The organism is Billgrantia antri, from assembly GCF_019430905.1.
In the GTDB taxonomy this organism is placed as follows: domain Bacteria; phylum Pseudomonadota; class Gammaproteobacteria; order Pseudomonadales; family Halomonadaceae; genus Halomonas; species Halomonas antri.
The window spans coordinates 680,608-697,446 of record NZ_JAHYCA010000001.1; the positions used below are offsets into that span (position 1 = coordinate 680,608).

At 66.7% G+C, this 16,839-nt stretch carries 16 protein-coding genes; 3 read left to right on the top strand and 13 right to left on the bottom strand.

Features of this window, described 5'->3' with window-relative positions; genetic code table 11:
- Window positions 1-60: 60 nt before the first annotated feature.
- From malG to copM, 4 genes are all read right to left on the bottom strand, one after another.
- The gene (malG, locus tag KPL81_RS03080; RefSeq protein WP_219790644.1) at window positions 61-951 is read right to left on the bottom strand and encodes a maltose ABC transporter permease MalG; all 891 of its coding nucleotides are present in this window, start codon (window positions 949-951) and stop codon (window positions 61-63) included.
- 20 nt (window positions 952-971) lie between these two features.
- The gene (gene malF / locus KPL81_RS03085; RefSeq protein ID WP_219790645.1) at window positions 972-2,585 is read right to left on the bottom strand and encodes a maltose ABC transporter permease MalF; all 1,614 of its coding nucleotides are present in this window, start codon (window positions 2,583-2,585) and stop codon (window positions 972-974) included.
- A 62-nt stretch (window positions 2,586-2,647) separates the two neighbouring features.
- Window positions 2,648-3,835, bottom strand: a complete 1,188-nt coding sequence (gene malE, locus KPL81_RS03090; protein WP_219790646.1) for a maltose/maltodextrin ABC transporter substrate-binding protein MalE — start codon at window positions 3,833-3,835, stop codon at window positions 2,648-2,650.
- Window positions 3,836-4,058: 223 nt separating this feature from the next.
- Window positions 4,059-4,622, bottom strand: coding sequence for a CopM family metallochaperone (gene copM / locus KPL81_RS03095; protein WP_219790647.1), 564 nt, complete (start codon window positions 4,620-4,622; stop codon window positions 4,059-4,061).
- Between the two features lie 94 nt (window positions 4,623-4,716).
- Here copM and KPL81_RS03100 point away from each other — a divergent pair, with 94 nt between their 5' ends.
- Together KPL81_RS03100 and KPL81_RS03105 are read left to right on the top strand one after the other, a co-directional pair.
- Window positions 4,717-5,166 carry an NfeD family protein gene (locus KPL81_RS03100; protein WP_219790648.1) on the top strand — a complete coding sequence of 150 codons (450 nt, stop codon included), beginning with the start codon at window positions 4,717-4,719 and terminating at the stop codon, window positions 5,164-5,166.
- Window positions 5,167-5,241: 75 nt separating this feature from the next.
- Window positions 5,242-6,291 (top strand): SPFH domain-containing protein, encoded by a 1,050-nt coding sequence (locus KPL81_RS03105; RefSeq protein WP_209473951.1) that lies wholly within the window; start codon window positions 5,242-5,244, stop codon window positions 6,289-6,291.
- Here KPL81_RS03105 and zapE read toward each other — a convergent pair.
- Complete coding sequence (zapE, locus tag KPL81_RS03110; RefSeq protein WP_219790649.1) at window positions 6,288-7,424, bottom strand: cell division protein ZapE; 1,137 nt, start codon at window positions 7,422-7,424, stop codon at window positions 6,288-6,290. The two genes, KPL81_RS03105 and zapE, sit on opposite strands and share 4 nt — an antisense overlap.
- On the bottom strand, window positions 7,421-7,897 hold the full coding sequence (locus KPL81_RS03115) for a GNAT family N-acetyltransferase (protein WP_219790650.1): 477 nt from the start codon (window positions 7,895-7,897) through the stop codon (window positions 7,421-7,423). Before KPL81_RS03115 ends, zapE begins: the two co-directional genes overlap by 4 nt.
- A 168-nt stretch (window positions 7,898-8,065) precedes the next feature.
- Between KPL81_RS03115 and KPL81_RS03120 the strand changes: the two genes are divergently transcribed.
- Window positions 8,066-9,085, top strand: a complete 1,020-nt coding sequence (locus KPL81_RS03120; protein WP_219790651.1) for an SDR family oxidoreductase — start codon at window positions 8,066-8,068, stop codon at window positions 9,083-9,085.
- A 31-nt stretch (window positions 9,086-9,116) separates the two neighbouring features.
- Here the strand turns inward: KPL81_RS03120 and astB are convergent, their stop codons facing one another.
- From astB to KPL81_RS03155, 7 genes are all read right to left on the bottom strand, one after another.
- On the bottom strand, window positions 9,117-10,484 hold the full coding sequence (gene astB, locus KPL81_RS03125) for an N-succinylarginine dihydrolase (protein ID WP_219790652.1): 1,368 nt from the start codon (window positions 10,482-10,484) through the stop codon (window positions 9,117-9,119).
- Window positions 10,481-11,950 (bottom strand): succinylglutamate-semialdehyde dehydrogenase, encoded by a 1,470-nt coding sequence (gene astD, locus KPL81_RS03130; protein ID WP_219790653.1) that lies wholly within the window; start codon window positions 11,948-11,950, stop codon window positions 10,481-10,483. Before astD ends, astB begins: the two co-directional genes overlap by 4 nt.
- A complete protein-coding gene (gene astA, locus KPL81_RS03135) occupies window positions 11,947-12,993 on the bottom strand; it encodes an arginine N-succinyltransferase (protein ID WP_209473963.1) in 1,047 nt (348 codons plus the stop codon). The genes astD and astA overlap by 4 nt, the downstream gene beginning before the upstream one ends.
- A complete protein-coding gene (locus tag KPL81_RS03140; protein ID WP_209473965.1) occupies window positions 12,993-14,066 on the bottom strand; it encodes an arginine N-succinyltransferase in 1,074 nt (357 codons plus the stop codon). Before KPL81_RS03140 ends, astA begins: the two co-directional genes overlap by 1 nt.
- 53 nt (window positions 14,067-14,119) lie before the next feature.
- The gene (locus tag KPL81_RS03145; protein ID WP_219790654.1) at window positions 14,120-15,334 is read right to left on the bottom strand and encodes an aspartate aminotransferase family protein; all 1,215 of its coding nucleotides are present in this window, start codon (window positions 15,332-15,334) and stop codon (window positions 14,120-14,122) included.
- Window positions 15,335-15,484: 150 nt separating this feature from the next.
- Window positions 15,485-16,459: a GlxA family transcriptional regulator gene (locus KPL81_RS03150; RefSeq protein ID WP_219790655.1), complete on the bottom strand. Its 975-nt coding sequence runs from the start codon at window positions 16,457-16,459 to the stop codon at window positions 15,485-15,487.
- 142 nt (window positions 16,460-16,601) lie between these two features.
- On the bottom strand, window positions 16,602-16,811 hold the full coding sequence (locus KPL81_RS03155; protein ID WP_209473971.1) for a hypothetical protein: 210 nt from the start codon (window positions 16,809-16,811) through the stop codon (window positions 16,602-16,604).
- Window positions 16,812-16,839: the final 28 nt, after the last annotated feature.

Below are 16,839 nucleotides of genomic sequence, written 5' to 3' on the forward strand. Positions count from 1 at the left end.
GGGCATCTCTTACAGGGTATATCGGCAATGTCTTACATCGAGATGCCCGCTGCGGCCCCATCACCCCTTCACTCCCCCCGCGGTAAGCCCACCGATGATCCAGCGCTGGCAGATCAGGAAGGCCACGGTGATCGGCAGGCCGGAGAGTACCGCCGCCGCGGCGAAGTTGCCCCAGCGCTGGTTGTGGTCGGCCAGGTACTGCTGGGCGCCGACGGCCAGGGTCAGCTTGTGCTCGTCGACCAGCAGCACCGAGGCCATGGGGTACTCCATGATGCTCATGACGAAGGCGAGGATGAATACCACCATCAGGATCGGCAGCGACAGCGGCAGCAGGATATAGCGGAACGCCTGCCAGGCGCTGGCGCCATCGACCATGGCAGCCTCTTCCAGCGAGCCGTCGATGGATTCGAAGTAGCCCTTGATGGTCCAGATATGCAGCGCCACCGCTCCCAGCGAGGCGACGATCAGCGCGCCGTGGGTGTTGATGCCGAGCCAGCCGACGAACTGCCCCAGACGGTCGAACAGGGCATAGAGCGCCACCAGCGAGAGCACCGCCGGGAACATCTGGAAGATCAGCATGCCCTTGAGGCTCGGCCCCTTGCCGGCGAAGCGCATGCGGGCGAAGGCGTAGGCGCTGGTGGTCGAAAGCAGCACGATCAGCAGCGACGAAACGAGTGCCACCTTGACCGAGTTCCACAGCCACAGCAGCACCGGGAACGGTGGCTGCACCACGCTACCGTCGGTGCGCTCCCAGGGGATGCCCAGCGCCAGCGCCCAGTGCTCCAGCGAGAAGTTCTCGGGAATCAGGCTGCCGGTGGCGAAGTTGCCCTCGCGAAAGGAGATCGAGATCACCAACAGCAGCGGAAACAGAATCAGCGTGAGAAAGCCGCACAGGCTGAGATGGGCCCCCAGCTTGCGTAAACGGATCGAACGCGGTTGAACCATGGCCATGACGATTCTCCTGTAACCGATCAGACCCTGACCTTGGCCAGGCGCAGGTTGAGCAGCGCCAGCCCCGCCACCAACACGAAGATCAGCGTGGCGATGGCGGCGGCCAGGCCGAAGTTCTGCCCGGCGTCCTGGAAGGCGATGCGGTAGGTGTAGCTCACCAGCAGATCGGTGGTGCCCGCCGGGGTGCTGGCACCGAGAATGTCGGGGTTGCCCCCGGTGAGCAGGGCGATCAGCACGAAATTGTTGAAATTGAAGGCGAAGCAGGCGATCAGCAGCGGTGTGAGCGGCTTGATGATCAGCGGAAGGGTGATCTGGAACAGGTTGGTGAGCGGGCCGCCACCATCCACCGCCGAGGCCTCGTAGAGATCCTTGGGGATCGACTGGATCAGCCCCATGCACAGCAGCAGCATGTAGGGATAGCCGAGCCAGGTGTTGACGATCAGCAGCATGCTGCGCGCCAGCCAGGGGTCGGTGAACCAACTGGGACGTACGCCGAACAGGGCGTCGAGGATCAGGTTTATTTCGCCGAAGTGCTGATTGAACATGCCCTTGAAGATCAGGATCGAGATGAACGCCGGGACCGCGTAGGGCAGTATCAGCAAGGTACGGTAGAGCGCCTTGCCGCGCAGCTGGTCCCACTGCAGCAGCGAGGCGAGCACGAAGCCGACCATCAGCGTGAACAGCACCGTGAGCCCGGCAAAGGCGAAGGTCCAGACGAAGATCTGAATGAAGGGCCCGCGGATGTCGGGGTCGAGAAAGATATTCGCGTAGTTGTCCAGCCCCACCGCCACCGGCCAGCCCGGGGTGATGCGTTCACCGGTATCGGCGACGAAAAAGCCGGTCTCGTGATCGGCGGTCAGCAGGAGATCGTCGCGGCGGTCGTACAGACTGCCGTCATCGCGCGCTTCATAGCGATCGAGCATGGGCGCGAAATGGCGCAGCCCGACCATGCGCAGCTCCAACCCGTCGGGGGTGGTCAGCACCAGGTTCTGCAAGGCATCGCGCTTGGCGATCACCTCGCGCATGGCCAAGGGCTCGCCGGCCGGCTCGCCTCCGGGGTGGATCTGCACATGGCGCTGCCCCTCACCCTCAAGCGCAATCGGCCCCGTGGTAAACCGTGTCACGCCACGCAGCGCTGCCTCGGCCTGAGCCTTTCCCGCGTCCACCGCCTCGCCCGAATCGCCCTCGCGCTCCAGAAAGAGCCGAACGCCCGCCTCGGTGCGGTAGAGCTGAAAACCGAAGGTGGCGCTCTCCTCCTGATAGGTACGCGAGAGCAGTTGGGAGCGCACCCGCTCCTCGCTGAGCAGGTTGCTGGAGCTGTAGTTGCTGAAGCTGATGCCGACGGTGTAGAGCAGCGGAAAGATGACGAACAGAGCCATGCCGGCCACGGCGGGAAAGATATAGCGATGACTCATCAGCCGGCGCCGGCTGAAGACCACCCCCAGCGCGACGCCGAGCATCAGGAAAAGCAGCGCAAAGATCGGCTGGCCGTGGAGGTGGAAGGCCAGCACCAGCCAGAGAGTGGCCAGCACGACGAGAGCGACCAGCGCACGCAGCGCCCAGCGGCTATAGCGCTCGGCAGGGTAGCGAGAGCGGTGCCGGGGCAACCCCCGGGAGGCATTAGTGGTGTACATGGGTAGCGTCCTGCGCCGGGCCGGCGGCATTGGCCGCCGGCCGGGCTTCGAGCGAGGTGGACTTACTGGCGCATGCGGCGGGCCGCGGCGTCCAGCGCTTCGCGAGGCGACTGACGACCGCTGCCGATGTTCTGCAAGGCCGGCTCCATGGCGGCCCAGAAGGCGCCCATCTCGGGAATGTTGGGCATCGGCATGCCCAGCTCGGCATTCTCCAGGGTGGCGGCGATGTTGGGGTCGCGCTCCAGCTCCTGCTGGTAGCCGATGTGGGCCACCGCGCCCAGGGTGCCGTCGCTGTTGAAGGTGCGCATGCCCGCCTCATCGAGCAGGTAGTTCTCGAGGAACTCGACGGCCAGGAAGTCGTTGGGCGAGGCGCTGTTGATCATCGCCGTCATCACGCCGAACATCGGCTTGGCGCGCTCCTCGCCGACCCTGGGCAGCAGCGCCACGCCGTAGTCGATGCCGCTGCGCTCGAGATTGCTCCAGGCCCAGGGGCCGCTGATCATGGCTGCCACCTCGCCGCGGTTGAAGCGCGTGTCCATGATGCTGTAGTCGGTACCGCGCGGCAGCACGCCGCTCTCGATCAGCTCCGCCAGTTGCTCGGCGCCCTGGATGGCGCCCTCGTTGTTGACGCCGATATCGGCAACATCGAAGCCCTCCTCGGTCTGGCGGAAGGGGTAGCCGCCGTTGGCGGCCAGCAGCGTCCAGCCATAGTAGGGCTCGCCGTAGTCGAACAGGATCGCCTTCTTGCCCTGCTCGGCGAGCTCGGCATCCAGCGCCGCAAGCTCGGCGAAGCTCTCCGGCGGTGTTTCGACCAGTGCCTTGTTGTAGATCAGCCCCAACGCCTCTACCGATATGGGGTAGCCGTAGTGCTCGCCGTTCCACAGGCTGGCGTCCCAGGTGAAGTCGAAGTAGCGCTCGCGGAAATCCGCGGAGGGCGAGACGGGGGCCAGCAGCCCGCTCTGGGCCCACTCGCCGGTGCGGTCGTGGGCCCAGATCACGATGTCCGGCCCCTGGCCGCTGCCGGCGGCCTGCTGGAAGCGGTCGGTGAGGTTGTCAGGGTTGACGATGTCGACGGCAATGCCGGTGTCGTCGGTGAACTGGCTCGCCACCTCGCGGATGCCGTCGTAGCCCTTGTTGTCGCCCATCCAGATCGTCAACCGATCATCGTCGAAGGCGTAGGCGGAAAAGGCCAGGCCGCTGCCGAGCGCGGCCAGCAGGGTGACGCTCACAGCATGGCGTGTCCAAGGCATGAGAGAACCTCCGGGTTGTTGTTATCGATGCCGCTGCCGTTGCGGCACGGCGAAAGGAACTCGCCTAGGCTCGCCAATCGCGGCGCAGGCGTCCTCCTCCCCGGGGGGCGTAGCGATGGCGTATGGGTGGGGCGTAGGAAAAAGGGCGGGGTAGGAATCGGCGGCATGAGAGACATGCCGCCGGCAGGTTCAACGCGAACCGGACGCTGTCACACGCTGACCCTCATTCGGCTTCGTCGTCGCCGTTCCGGGCCAGCCAGTCGCGCAGGAAGGCGATCTCGGCACCCTGGGCCTCGATGACCTCTCGCGCCAGGTCGCGGATGGCGTCGTCCTCGCCATGCTCCAGCGCCACGCGGGCCATGTCGATGGCACCCTGATGGTGGACGATCATGCCACGGGCGAAGTCGACGTCGGCGTCACCGCTGAACTCCGTCAGCATGTCGGCGTGCATGCGCGCGGCTGTGTCGCGATAGGCCTGTACGGCCGGATTGTCGGCGTGCTCATCCTCTTCAGGCTCGGCGGCAGGCTCGTCGTGCCCCGCATGGTCACCCTCTATGTTCGCCTCTCCGGCCCCCGCCTGTTGCTTATCGTCCTCGGCTACCGCTGCGCTGTCATCTAGTTCGCCCTGCTCCCGCTGTGTCTCAACCTGCTCAGGTGCGGCCTGTTCGTTCCGATCCTGCGCCTGGGCTTCCTCTTCCGCCGCCGGAGCGGGGGTCGCCAGCACAGCGCCACCGGCCAGGACGAGTGCCGCCGCCGAGAAATGGCGAGTTACCAGGGTGTGCAGCATGGCGCTCTCCTATACCATGGGATTACGTTGTAACATGGTGTTGCGCAGGTCCTGCAATTGCGCGACAGGGATACTCTTCATTAGCGAGACTACCATGGACTGGCACCCCGCCCTCATCTGGCTAGCCATCGCCCTGTTGCTGGGCCTGGCGGAACTCACCTCCGGTGTCCTGGTACTGCTGTCACTGGGTGTCGCCGCCGCCCTTACCTCGGCCGTCGCGGTACTGGGGCTGACACTTCCCTGGCAACTGCTGGCCATGGGCGTGTTCTCGGGCATTCTGCTCCCGCTTACGATCAAGGTCATCCGTCCGTGGTTTTCTCCCAGCGGGGTGGCCTACGGCACCACCGGCACCGGCGTGGAGCAGGGACACACCTACACCACCCTCAAGCGCGACTTCGACGACGCCAGCGGGATCAAGATCAATGGCGACTTCTATCGCCTGCGCGTGGCCGAGACCGGCGCCACCGAACTCCCGGCAGGCACTCTGGTGACCTTCGAGCGCTTCGACGGCACCACCGCCATCGTCAGCCAAGTGACGTCTTAGCGCGCTCAGGCACTACCTTCGCGGGGTCGCTGAGCGGCCCCGCCTCATACGCAACCGCAAGGAGTGAAAGCGAACATGGACCTCCCGATCAACCCGGGGCTGCTGCTGGCCCTGATCGTCGTCGTCATCGGTATCCTGATCATCGCCAAGGGGCTGGTGATCGTGCGCCAGTCGGAGGTGATGGTGATCGAGCGCCTGGGCTCGTTCAACCGGCTGCTGGAGAGCGGCATCAACATCATCATCCCGTTCATCGAGCAGCCCCGCGCCATCACCATGATCCGCTACCAGAAGCGCGGCGAGGAGTTCTTCCCGGTGACCACCAGCGAGGTGCGCATCGACCGCCGCGAGACGGTGATGGACTTTCCCGGCCAGCCGGTGGTCACCACCGACAACGTCACCGTGCGCATCAACGGCGCGCTCTACTTCCAGATCATCGACCCGCGCCGCTCCGTCTACGAGGTGGAGAACATGAGTCAGGCGGTAGAGGTATTGGCCAAGACCACGTTGCGTTCGGTGGTGGGCAAGATGGAGCTCGACAAGCTGTTCGAGTCGCGCGCCGAGGTCAACAACGAGATTCAGGCCGCCATGGAGGAGCCGGCTTCCAAATGGGGCGTGAAGATCTCGCGGGTCGAGGTGCAGGACATCGCCATGCCCGAGGAGGTCGAGGAAGCCATGCGCCTGCAGATGGCCGCCGAGCGCAAGCGCCGCGCCACCGTGACGGAGGCCGAGGGCGAGAAGGCCGCCGCTATCGCCAAGGCCCAGGGCCAGCGCGAATCGGCGATTCTCAACGCCCAAGGTGACAAGGAGTCGGCCATCCTGCGCGCCCAGGGCGAACAGGAGTCGATCAAGCTGGTACTGAGCGCAATCGGCGACAGCGACGAGCACAAGCGCACCGTGGTGGGCTACCTGCTCGGCCAGAGCTACATCAAGGCGCTGCCGACCATGGCTCAGGAGGGCGAGCGAGTGTTCGTGCCCTACGAATCCTCCGCCCTGCTCGGCTCCATGGGCATGTTCCGCGAAATGGCCGGCTCACCCGAAGATAGCGTGGCGCAGCACCTGCGCGGCGGCGAGCGCCAGAGCGGCCTGCGAGGCGGTATCGTCGGCGGAGCGGGCAACGCCAGCTAGGCAATAGCACCAAACCTCGCCAACTGCATTTCGCGCAGGCGGCTGAGGGTGCGTCGGAAGGCGAATTCCAGATAGCCATGGGCGTAGAGTTCGTCCATGGCGACCTCGGCTTCGATATGGAGCGGCACACGGCGGTCGTAGCACTCGTCGACCAGGGCGATGAAGCGGCGCACGCCATCGTCGCGCCGCGACAGCGGCGGCAGCTCCCGCTCCCCGGCTTCGATGCGCTCGGCCCCGTCCTCGGTGCCGCGAGCGATTCGTCCCACCGAAGCCGCGTCGCTCAGGCGCGGCACTTCGCTGAGCAGGACATGGTCGAATTCGTCGGCCAGCGCGATGAAGTCAAGCGCCGCCAGCGGTTGCTCGCACAGCTCGGCATAGCGACACCACACCACTCGCTCGCTGCGCCGCTCCACCGCGATGCGTCGATGTCCCAGCTCGATGGGCTCGGCGCTGGTCGGCTGATCCCCACTCAGGCGCTCGAATACGGCCGCCAGTGCGCTCGGCTGGTCGGCTTCCGCCACCCAGTAGCGCCGGCAAGCCCGACCGGGGTGCAGACGATGGTCGAAGCCACCATCCAGTTCCACCACCTCCATGTTGCGTTCGATGGCGGCGATCGCGGGCAGGAAACGCTCGCGATTGAAGCCGTCGGCATAGAGCCGGTTCGGCGCCTGGTTGGAGGTGCATACCAGCACCACGCCGTGATCGAACAGCGCCTGCAGCAGGCGCCCGAGCAGCATGGCATCGGCGATGTCGCTGACGAACAGCTCATCGAGACACAGCACACGCACTTCCGAAGCAAGTTCCTTCGCCAGCGCCGTGAGCGGGTCGGCAGTACCGCCAAGCTGGAACTGACGCTGGTGCACCCAGCGCATGAAGTGGTGGTAGTGCAGGCGACGGGCGGGCACGTCGAGATGCCGATGAAAGCCATCCATCAGCCAGGTCTTGCCGCGCCCTACCGGGCCCCAGAGATAAACGCCGGCGATCGCGCGACGACCCACTGAGGCAGCTTCGTCGTGCAGCGCATGGAAACAGGCATCAAGCCGATTGGCCGCCGCACGCTGGGCCTCGTCCGGGGCGAAGCCGTGACGCTCCACCGCCTCGCGGTAAAGCCCAAGGGGCGTGGCTACCGTCATGCCTCGAGCTGGCGCCGCATGATGGTGACCTCTTCACCGCGGTAGCTCAGCTCCTCGTGGTCACGCCAGCCGAGCCGACGGTAGAGCGCCTGCTGGTCGGGGGTGAACAGATAGAACCGATGCACGCCGCAGTCGGTGGCTTCCTGCTCGACCCGCCGGATCAACGTCGAGGCGATGCCCTGCCCACGCCACTCCGGCAGCACGAACACCGAGGCCAGCCAGGGCGTGAGTTCGCGGCGGCTGTCCATGTCCTCGGCCAATAGCGCCGCAGTCCCCACCGGCTGATCGCCTTCCATAGCCACGAACACCGATGGCACGCCGCCGTCGCCGCATTCCCGGCGCAAGGCCTCGCGCCAGGTGTCGGCCGCATAGCCGGGGTTGAGGTGTCCCCACTCGGCGAAGGTCCAGCTCGCCACGGTGGCGACATGATCCGAGTCGGGGCTCAGGCGTACGATAGTGATGGGTTGGTTCATGCGCATTCCTATTGCTGAACAACGGGCGGCACCCGCTGCGGGGGGTTTCGTCGAGCGTTCGCCATCGTTCTCCGCTGCGCTTTGGCAGATGACACAGAGCTTCTATCCTGAGACGAGATCGACCGATGAACGCCATGGCGCACTGGGTGCGCAGGCAAGGAGAGCATTATGGCATTGCAATTGAAGCAACTCGAAGATCAGACCCTCGTCATCACCGGTGCCACCAGCGGCATCGGCTTGGCCACCGCCCGACTGGCTGCCGATCGCGGCGCTCATCTGGTCGTCGCCGCCCGCGATGAGAGCGCCTTGCAGACGCTGGTGGAAGAGTTACACCAGCGTGGTGCAGATGCGGCATACGTGGTGGCCGACATCGGCGACCCCGAGCAGGTCCACGATATTGCCGAAACCGCCATCCATCACTTCGGCGGCTTCGATACCTGGATCAACAATGCCGGGGTTTCGCTGTTCGGCTACCTGACCGACCAGCCCCTCGAGGATCAGCGGCGCCTGTTCGAGACCGATTTCTGGGGTGTCGTCCACGGCTCGCTGGAGGCCGCCCGTCACCTGGGCATGCGCGCCGAGCGGCACGGCGGTGCGATCATCAACCTCGGATCGGTGGTCTCGGATCGCGCCATCCCGCTGCAAGGCATGTACTCGGCCTCGAAGCATGCGGTCAAGGGCTTCACCGATGCGCTGCGCATGGAACTCGAGGCGCTGGGAGCACCGGTATCGATCACCCTGGTCAAACCCGGCAGTATCGCCACTCCCTTCCCGCACCACGCCGGCAACCATATGGACGTCGAACCCACTCTGCCACCGCCCCTCTACGAGCCGAGCGTGGTGGCCGAGGCCATTCTGCACTGCGCCGAGCATCCGCGGCGCGACATCCGAGTGGGCGGCGCCAGCCAAGGCATCGCACTGCTGGGCCAACTGGCACCGAGACTGGCCGATCGCGTCATGGAACGCAGCATGATCCGCCAGCAGCAAACGAACCGTCCGCCCCAGCACGTCGGCGGCCTGCACCGGCCCGCGCCGGGCGTCTGGCAGCGAGCCGAGTACGGTCATCGGGTCGCCAGCAGGAGTCGTTATACCCAGGCGGCGATGCATCCGGCGCTAACTGCCACAGCCATCGTCGGTGCCGTGCTCGGCGTCGCGGCCCTCACCGGCTCGGCGCGCCGCAAGCGTTAGTAATTTCCGGCACGCGCTCTTCGTTGGTGGACTACCCCAGCTGGAACGGGTAGACCGAGCCGATCTCGAGGAGGCGCGTCAGCTCGTCCAGCGCGGTGAGGGTCTCGTCGGCCAACTGCGGGTCGGCGAGGTCGTCGGGCGCCAACCGGTCGCGGTAGTGACGCTCGACCCAGGCGGTCAGCTCATCGTGCAGGGTATCGGTGAGCAGTACCCGTCCGGTCAGCGCGGCACGCTCCTCGGCGGAGAGCACCACCCGCAGGCGCAGGCAGGCGGGGCCGCCGCCGTTGCGCATGCTCTGCTTGACGTCCTTGACGATCACCTCACCGATTGGATTGTGACCGGCCAGCAGCAGGTCCTGGATGGTGCGCCACACCGCCTCGCGCTCTTGGCACTCGCCGGGAACCACCAGGGTCATGCTGCCGTCGGGGTTGCTCAGTAGCTGCGAATTGAACAGGTAGGAGGCCACGGCGTCTTCCATGCTCACCGCCTCGCTGGGCACCCGCACCGGAATCAGCGGCGTCGACATCTTGCTGCGCAGCTCATCGAGGGTGGCCTGCTCGTCGAGGAAGGCCATCTCGTGGTAGAGCAGCACCGGTCCGTTGCCCACCGCGATGACGTCGTTGTGGAATACACCGGCGTCGATGGCATCGGGATGCTGCTGGGCGAAGACCGTCTGCGCCGTAGCCAGGCCGTGCTGGCGGGCCACCGCCTGGCTCGCTTCCAGGGTCTGGCGTGCGGGAAAGCGCTGGGGCTCGCGACTCTCGCCAGGGCCGCTGCCGAAGGCCTGGCGACCGTAGACGTAGAGGTGCACGCCGGGCTCACCGTGCTCACCACACAGCCGGGTGTGGTTGGCCGCGCCCTCGTCGGAGAAGGCGGGGGTGGCCGGCAGCACCGGATGATGAGCGAAGTGGGTCTCGTGGCGGAAGATCGCCGCCAGCACGCGGCCGGTGGTTTCCGGTTCCAGGAAACGATGGAAGCTCGACTGCAGGTTGGCCGGGGTGAAGTGCACCCGGCCGTCCGGCGCGTCGCGGCTGGGTGTCACCGTGCCGGCGTTGGCCGTCCACATGCTGGAGGCCGAACACACCGCACGCAGTACCTGGGGCGCCTCTTTGGCCGCCCGCGCCAGCACCTCGCGGTTGCTGCCAGTGAAGCCGAGCGAGCGCAGCGCACCGAGGTCGGGGCGCTGCTGGGGCGGCAGCACGCCCTGAGCGTAGCCGGCGTCCATCAGCGACTTCATCTTGGCCAGACCCTGCAGCGCCGCCTCGCGGGGATTGGAGACCAGCCCACCGTGACGCATCGAGGCCACGTTGCCATGGGCCAGGCCCGAGTAGTTGTGGGTCGGACCCACCAGGCCGTCGAAATTGACTTCCCGGTAGTCGGCGTGCGTCGTCTGGCTCATAACACCACTCCCGGCGGCAGGTTGTCGGGCAAGCTCAGGGTTTCGGCCTCTATCGAGGCTACCGGATAGGCGCAGTAGTCCGCCGCGTAATAGGCACTGGGACGGTGGTTGCCGCTGATGCCCACGCCGCCGAAGGGTGCGTCGCCGGAGGCGCCAGTGGTCTGGCGGTTCCAGTTGACGATGCCGGCACGGATGCGCAGCAGGAAGTCGTCCCAATCGGTGCGCTCGCCGCCAATCAAGCCGGCGGCCAGCCCGTAGCGGGTATCGTTGGCGAGCCGCAGGGCCTCGCCCCAGTCGTGGTAGCGATAGACCTTGAGCAGCGGGCCGAAGTGCTCCTCGTCGGGAACGTCGAGACCGGTGACATCGATCAGCGCCGGCGACAATAGGCTGGTGCCCTCCTGCAGGCACTCCATGCGCGCCAGTACCACGCCGCCCAGTGCCTCCAGCTCCTCCTGGGCCTTGAGCAGGCCCTGGGCTGCCTCCGGGCTGACCAGGCCGCCGTAGAACGGCGCCGGCTCCTCGAACTGCCCGGCCACCCGCAGGCGGGCGATGGCGTCGACCAGTGCATCGAGCAGGTGGTCGCCGACCTGGCCCTCGGGCACGATCAAACGCCGGGCACAGGTGCAACGCTGCCCACCGGAGAGGAAGGCCGATTGCAGGATGGTGAGCACCGCGGCGTCCTGGTCGTGCACTTCCTTGACCACCAGCGGGTTGTTGCCGCCGAGTTCCAGCGCCAGGATCTTCTCCATCTGGTCGGCGAACTGGCGATTGAGCAGACCACCCACGCGGGCGCTGCCGGTGAACAGCAGCCCGTCTATGCCCGGGTGCGAGGAGAGCGCCTGGCCTACCGGCGCCGCACCCTGTACCAGGTTGATCACCCCCGCGGGCAGGCCCGCCTGCTGCCAGCACTGCAGGGTCAGATCGGCGGTCAGCGGGGTCTGCTCGCTGGGCTTGAACACCACCGTGTTGCCCGCCAGCAGCGCCGGCACCATGTGACCGTTGGGCAGGTGGCCGGGGAAGTTGTAGGGGCCGAACACCGCCATCACGCCGTGGGGGCGATGGCGCAGCACGGCGGTGGTGTCGCCGACGTCGCGGCTACGCTCGCCGGTGCGCTCCTGATAAGCGCGCGCCGAGATCGCCACCTTGCCGATCATGGCGCCCACCTCAGTGCGGGCTTCCCACAGCGGCTTTCCGGTCTCGGCGGCGATGGCGCGGGCCAGATCCTCGCGGTGGGTCTCTAGCCGCTCGCGGAAACGCTCTACCACGCTCAGGCGTTCGGCGAAGCCGAGCCGGGCCCAGCCTGGAAAAGCGCCGCGGGCGGCCTCCACCGCCTCGGCCACCTGACTGTCGCCGGCCGCCGCGCCCTGCCACAGGGTCTCGCCGGAAACCGGGTCGCGCTTGGTGAAGGAGGTCGCCTCGCCCGGCTGCCAGGTGCCGCCGATCATCAGCTGTTGCATCGCTTTCATGAAATCTCCTCGGTATCCAGTACGCGCAGCGCATCGCCGGCCGTCACGCCCAGGCGCTGTGCCTCCGCCTCGCTCAGGGTGAGGGTGCCCTCCCCGTCGGGGCCGTGGGCCACCCAGGCGGCACGAAAATCGGCCATCACGGTGCTCGCCGCCAGCCAGCGCGGGCGTGAGGGGGGCGGCTCGTCGCTGGCACGGATCTCGACCCGGCAACGGCGCGACTTGCGCACCGCGCGCACGTCATCGATGTAGGCCTCCACCGTCGGACCGCCGTCGAAGATGTCGATGAAGCCCTCCCAGCGCAGCCCCTCCTGCTTGAGCATGGCCAGCGCCGGGCGGGTGTCGCGGTGAACCTGACCGATGCAGGCCCGTGCCTCATCGGAAAGAAACGGCGTGTAGATCGGGAACTTGGGCATCAACTCGCCGATGAAGCTCTTCTGCCCCAGCCCGGTGAGGCGGTCGGCCTCGTCGAAGTCCATGGGAAAGAAGTGGCTGCCCAGGCACTCCCAGAAAGGGCTCTTGCCGCGCTCGTCGAACACCCCGCGCATCTCGGCCAGCACCTTGTCGGGGAACTGGTCGCGGAACTCGGCCATAAACAGCCAGCGCATCATCGACAGCAGCGCACCGTTGCGCTGGTGCGCGCGCGCCTTGCCGCGAAAGCCGGGACGCAAGAACAGCGAGGCCACCTCGGCATCGCCGGTGTGATCGGAGCTGAGGAACAGGGTGTCGATGGTGCGATGCAGGTCGAGCTGTACCGACGAGTGGGCCAGCGTGCCCACGCGATAGTGATAGAACGGCACCTCGCGCCCCACTTGGCCTTCTATCGCACAGCAGCCGGCCAGCTCACCGCTGTCCTCGTCTTCCAGCACGAAGAAGTAGTTGCGCCGGTCGGACGGGGTGCGCTGCTCGAAGGCGGCAACCGCGGCGGTGATCTTGTCGCTGAGAAACTCACGGTTGTCGGGCAGCGAGGTGAAGCCGACCCCGGTTTCGCGGGCGATCTTCTGCAGTTCGTCCAGGTCGCCCTCGGCAATCGGTCGAATACGCATCACAGCTCTCCCTCGTCGAAACCCGCTTCATCCTCGCCGTTGGACGGCAGCGCCAGCGGTGCGGCGAGTACCGCCCGCCCCTCCTCCACGCCGAGCAGCTCGGCGTGCTCCGGGGAGAGCATCAACTGGCCGGTGGGCGACAGCGCATAGCGCGCCACCACGCAGCGGAAGTCGGCCAGGCGCTGGTTGGCGATCATCGCCGGCTCGGCGTCCGGCAGCGCATGGGCCGGCCGCACCCGTACCGGATGCCAGGCGGCACGGCGGAAGGTTTGCAGGCGGTCGCGCTCGCCCTTGATTACCGGACCGGCGTCGAACAGGTCGACGTGGCGCGAGCGCATGAAGCCCTCGGCCAGCATCTCGGCCATGGCCGCCTCGTGGGCGGGGTGCTCGCGGCCGATGGCGGCGCGCGCCTGGGGGGTGAGCAGTGCCAGATAGAGCGGAAACTGCGGCATCACCTCGGCGATGAAGCTCTTCGAGCGCACCCCGGCGAGATAGTTGATGTCGTGGTAGTCGCGCACGAAGAAGTGGCGCCCAACGCTGTTCCAGAACGGCGATTCGCCCTGCTCGTCGAGATAGCCTGGAAAGGCCATCGCCAGCACCTCGGCGAAACGCTCCGGGTACTGGGCAATGAACATTAGCCGCGCGCGGCGCAGCAGGCTCTCGGCGCTGGTGCCGCGGTAGCGCGGGTCCAGCGACAGCGCACACAGCTGGGTGGTCTCGGAGACCTCGTGGGAGAGCGACAGGGTCTGCACCTCGCGACGTACGTTGAGCTGCTGCGAGGCGTGGATCAGCGTCTCCTGGCGGTAGGTGTAGTAGGCCTCCCGCGCGCCGGCCTCGGCGCGCAGGGTGGCGGTACCCACCACCTCATCGCGCTCGAGATCCTCGAGCACGAAGGTGTAGTGCTCGTCGCCGGGGAAGTCCACCTCGCGCCCGAACGACTGCCGCGAGCGGGCAATGCGCTCCTCGAGGCGGTCGCGATGCGCCGGCAGGTTGGTCAGGCTCGGCGTGGCCAAGCCCGCCAGCCGCTCCAGGGCCGGCAGGTCGGCCGGCCGAACGGGGCGTACGACCATCATGGCGGGATCTCCTGGTCGATTGGCGGTGGCGTGTTGCATGGCTCGGCCAGCTTTCACTTGGCTGCCACCATCCGCTCGATGGCACGCTCCAGCCGCGCCATGCCCTCGGCGATGTCGGCCTCGGGGATCACTAGCGAGGGGGCCATGCGCAGCACGTTGGGGCCGGCGATCAGGGCCATCACGCCCTCCTCGATGGCCAGCGGCAGGATGTCCTTGGCCCGGCCCTCGTACTCGGGTGTCATCTCGGCGCCGATCAGCAGGCCCATACCACGGATCTCCTTGAACACGCCGTGCTTGCGGTTGATCGCCTCGAGGTGCTCGCGGAACAGGTCGTGGCGCTGCTTGACCCCGTTGAGGACTTCGGGCGTGTCGATATGTTCGACGGCCGCCAGGGCCACGGCCGAGGCCAGCGCGTTGCCGCCGTAGGTGGAGCCGTGAGTGCCGATGGCCAGCGCCGGGGCGACCCGGTCGGTGGTCAGCATGGCGCCGATGGGGAAGCCGCCGCCCAGCGCCTTGGCACTGGTGAGGATGTCCGGCTCGATGCCGTACTCCATGTAGGCGTAGAGCGAGCCGGTCCGCCCCACGCCGGTCTGCACCTCGTCGAAGATCAACAGCGCGTCGTGGGCATCGCACAGGTCGCGCAGCCCCTGCAGAAACTCCTGGGTGGCCGGCATGATGCCGCCCTCGCCCTGCATCGGCTCGACCATCACCGCACAGGTGTCGTCATTGATCAGCTCGCGCACGCTGTCGAGGTTGTTGAATTCTCCGTGGACGATACCGCCCGGGACCGGACCGAAGCCCTGGGAGTACTTGGGCTGCCCCCCGACGCTGACGGTGAAGAAGGTGCGGCCATGGAAGGACTGGCGGAACGACACGATGCGATGCTTGTGCTCGCCGAAGTTGTCGTGGGCCCAGCGCCGTGCCAGCTTGAGCGCCGCCTCGTTGGCCTCGCCGCCGGAGGAGCAGAAGTAGGCCTTGTCGGCGAAGGTGCGCTCCACCAGGGTCTTGGCCAGCTTGAGCGAGGGCTCGTTGGTGTAGACGTTGGAGAGGTGCCAAAGTTTATTGCCCTGCTCGGTGAGTGCCTCGACCAGTACCGGATGGCAGTGACCCAGGGAGTTCACGGCGATACCGCCGGCGAAATCGATGTATTCACGCCCCTCCTGGTCCCAAAGACGGCTGCCCTCGCCGCGCACCGGAATGACTTTCTGCGGAGAGTAGTTCGGCACCATGTACCGGTCGAAGTCGGCGCGGGTCGGGGTATGGCTCATCTCGGTCTCCATTCGTGCAAGGGGAATTAGCAACGCAACGATGTCACTCGAGTATAAGGAGCCAGGCCGGCGCCGGCTTTCAGCAATGAGACCCCGATTTGTATAAAAGGGCTGTCGTCTTGAGGAAAGACACGCTGCGAACCCGGCCCGTCAAAGGCGCTCTTCGCGTGGGGTCACGCCGAAGTGGTTGCGGTAGGCGGTAGAAAAGTGGGCGGGTGAGGAGAAGCCCGTTTTCATGGCGATCTCGCCGGCGGGCAGGTCGCTCTCGCGCAGCAGGCGCCGCGCTTCCTTCAGGCGCAGGTCTAGGTAGTAGCGTCCCGGCACGGCCTGCAGGTACTTCTTGAACAGCCGCTCGAGCTGACGGCGAGAGATGCCGAGATGCTCGGCCAATTCATGGGTAGTCAGCGGCTCCTCGATGTTGGCCTCCATCAGCATCACGGCGTCCACCAGCGGTGCCGGAGCGTGCCCCAGGCGGGCGCGCAGCGGCACCTGCTGCGGCTCGTCGGCCATGCGCACGCGCTCCAGCACGAAGTGCTCGGAGACGCGCTCGGCCAGTTCGCTGCCATGGTGGGACGCGATCAGCGTCATCATCATGTCCATCGCCGCGGTGCCGCCGCCGCAGGTGAGCCGATCGCGGTCGATCTCGAACAGCTGCTGGGTGAGACGCACACGAGGGAAGGCGCGGGTGAAAGCGGCGAAACGCTGCCACGGGAGCGTGGCCCTATAGCCATCCAGCACACCGGCACGGGCCAGCAGTTCGGTTCCCCCACCGACCCCCACCAATACCACACCGCTGCGCCCGAGCAGGCGCAACTGGCCAGTCAGGACGCTCTCGTGGGTGGCTGGCAACGGGCTCGGGGCGCAGACGATCAGCAAGTCCAGTTCGATCGATGCCAGTTCGAAGGGCGTGCAGGCCGCCTGGCTGATATCGGCCATGCTGACGACCTCGCCGCCCTCGGGCGTGAACGCCTGGAGTCGATACAGCCGCTGACCGGTCAGCTGGTTGACCACCATCAACGGCTCGAGTGCGCAGGCCTGGGCCAAGAGCGAAAAGCCCGGTAGCGTCAGTACGCCGACCCAGCGGGTCTTGGCCAAGCGAGAAGGGACGGTGGGGGTGTGAGGCATTGCGCAGCGCCATGTGCCGGAGCGAAGCAGAAATGGTACTCGATCGGCCGCGTTGGCAATACCATGCACGTGGCCCGCCCCGGCCACAGGCACCGTCCCGCCATGGGGACAGCCCAGGCCTGGGCGAACCGATGACAGCGGATCAGCCCGCGATCTTAGGGAGCAACACGAAAAGCAGGAAGCCGGCCACCAGGATCGCTACCCCCAGTACCAGCCAGTGCCAGCCCTTGGCCGGTCGCTTGGCCTCGGGCTGCTCGGCGTCGGGCTCGGGGTGCGCAAAATCCTCAGGCAGCTTCTCCTCCTTGAGGTGTTGCTTCTTCTCCTCCGCAGTCTTGCTCTCCCGGGTATCCATGGGGCATCTCCTTTGACGCTGGATTCGC